This is a genomic window from Streptomyces hygroscopicus subsp. hygroscopicus, assembly GCF_001553455.1.
GTDB lineage: Bacteria > Actinomycetota > Actinomycetes > Streptomycetales > Streptomycetaceae > Streptomyces > Streptomyces hygroscopicus.
The window spans coordinates 1-2234 of record NZ_BBOX01000637.1 but is presented as its reverse complement, the minus strand read 5'-3'; the positions used below and the strand labels follow the sequence as shown (position 1 = coordinate 2234).

Sequence of the window (2234 nt, the reverse complement as noted above, 5' to 3'; positions counted from 1 at the left end):
GCCGGCCGGTGCTGCCGCGTCGGCCCCAGCCAGCCGTGTGACCGCCCCGCGCGAGGAGGTTCAGCCGTGACCGAGTACGACATCGACGAGATGACACCGCCGGATCCGGCACCCGCCCCGGAGGCCCCCGGGGTGACGCCCGCCGACGCGGCCGACGCCGCACGGCTGGTGGCCTTCGGACTCCAGCCCAAGCTGCTGCCCGCGCGGGACGCCGAGTACGCCGAGCTGCTGCGCCGGCACCGCGACGAACCGGCGTTCGCGCGCCTGGCCGACGCCGTCGCCGCCGGACTCGGGCTCATCGTGCTGGAGGTGTCGCCCCGTGCCGGAATGGCGGTGACGGCCGCCGAGGACTCCGTCTTCGCCGTCCGCATGGGCGACTACGCCCGCCGGGCCGCCACCGACTCCGCCGACCGCTTCCTGCACGGTCTGGCCCATCTCGCCGTCGCCGCCCTCGCGTTCCCCCGCCCCGAGGACCTCGCCGACGACGGCTACATCGGCCGGGTCACCGTCAACGGTGTCGACGCCTTCGTCCGCCAGGCGTGCCGGCGGCTGGAGGAGCGCGCCGAGGAACAGGGGGAGAACAGCGACCCGGCCACCGGGGCCCCGGGGCTGGAGTCCGCCTGGCGGGTGTACGCCCGGCGCAGTGCCACCGGCGCGACCAAGGACGCGCGCCGGCTCGCCGGATCCACCACCGGCATCATCGGCAAGGCCGTCGCCTTCCTGGTCGACTCCGGGTTTCTGCAGCGCACCGGTGACGACTCCGGCGGCACCTACCGCACCACTGCCCGCTATCAGCTCCAAGTGCGCGACATGGCGGCCTCCGCCGCCATGGCCGAGCTGCTGGAGCTCGGCATCGTCCCCGTCAGCGACGGCAGCGCGACCCTGCTGCCGCCGGACGAGAGCGACGACCTCGACCTGGTGGCCGACGCAGGTCTGCCCTTCCACTCCTGACACCCCGCCCCGCCCGACACCCCGTCCCTTTTCGACAACGAGAGTCCGCCGCCATGTACGAGCTGTCCCGGGTCCGCCTCTACTCCATCGGGCCGGCCGGTGCGCGGTATGCCGACACCGTGCTGGACCTGCGCGGAGTCGGCGAGCCGGTGCCCAGCCCCGCACCCACCCAGGCGGAGTTCTTCGAGGAGGAGCCGGTCGGCCCGCCGCGCCGCCCGGCCCCCGCCGGTGTGCTCTTCCTGGAGAACGGAGGCGGCAAGTCCGTCCTGCTCAAGCTGATCTTCTCGGTGATGCTGCCGGGCCATCGCAACACCCTGGGCGGCGCCAGCTCCGGTGTGCTGCGCAAGTTCCTGCTCGCCGACGACTGCGGGCATGTCGCGCTGGAGTGGCAGCACACCGTCACCGGCGAGACCGTCGTCGTCGGCAAGGTCAGCGAATGGCGCGGCCGTCAGGTCTCCAACGACCCGCGGAAGTTCGCCGAGGCGTGGTACTCCTTCCGGCCCGGCCCCGGGCTGAGCCTGGACTCGCTGCCGGTCGCCGAGTCCGCCGCGGTGCGGCCCGCCGCCGAGGGCGCCTCCACCGCGCGGGGCCGCCGCCGCACCATGAAGGGCTTCCGTGACGCCCTTACGGAGGCCGGGAAGGCGTACCCCCACCTCGACGTGGTCTGGGTGGAGATCCACGAACGCTGGAACGAACACCTCGGCGAACTCGGCCTCGACCCCGAACTCTTCCGCTACCAGCGGGAGATGAACGCCGACGAGGGCGAGGCCGCCGGTCTCTTCGCGGTCAAGAACGACTCCGACTTCACCGACCTCCTGTTGCGTGCCGTCACCGACACCCGCGACACCGACGGGCTCGCCGACCTCGTCCACGGCTTCGCCCACAAGCTCGGCCGCCGCGCCGAGCTGACCGCCGAGCGCGACTTCACCGCCGGATCGCTCGATCTGCTCCAGCGCATCGCGGACGCCGCGGAGCGGCGCGAACAGGCCCGCGGAGTGCACGCGGGCGCCGAGCGCCGCACCCGTACGCTCGCCCGGCGGCTGTCCGCACGCGGCGCGGAGGAGCGGGCGCGCGCCGCCGAACTCGCCGAGCGGGTCGCCTCCGCCGAGCAGGCCGTCACCGACGCCGAGGGCGCACGCCGCCGCAGCGAGCTCGTCGCCGCCGAACTCGCCTACCGCCACGCCTCCTTGGCGCTCGCCGCCGCCGAGAAGGGCGCCGCGGCGCAGCGCCGTGAGCTGAGCGACGCCCGCACCCTGCACTCCGCCTGGCAGGCCGCCGAGACG

1 protein-coding gene and 1 pseudogene are annotated in these 2234 nt (G+C 74.4%); both read left to right on the top strand.

Features of this window, described 5'->3' with window-relative positions; translation table 11 throughout:
• Nucleotides 1–90: 90 nt before the first annotated feature.
• Nucleotides 91–951: a hypothetical protein gene (locus tag AXW62_RS39555; RefSeq protein ID WP_060948547.1), complete on the top strand. Its 861-nt coding sequence runs from the start codon at nt 91–93 to the stop codon at nt 949–951.
• 53 nt (nt 952–1004) lie between these two features.
• Nucleotides 1005–2234: pseudogene (locus tag AXW62_RS39550) on the top strand (hypothetical protein); the annotation flags it as partial.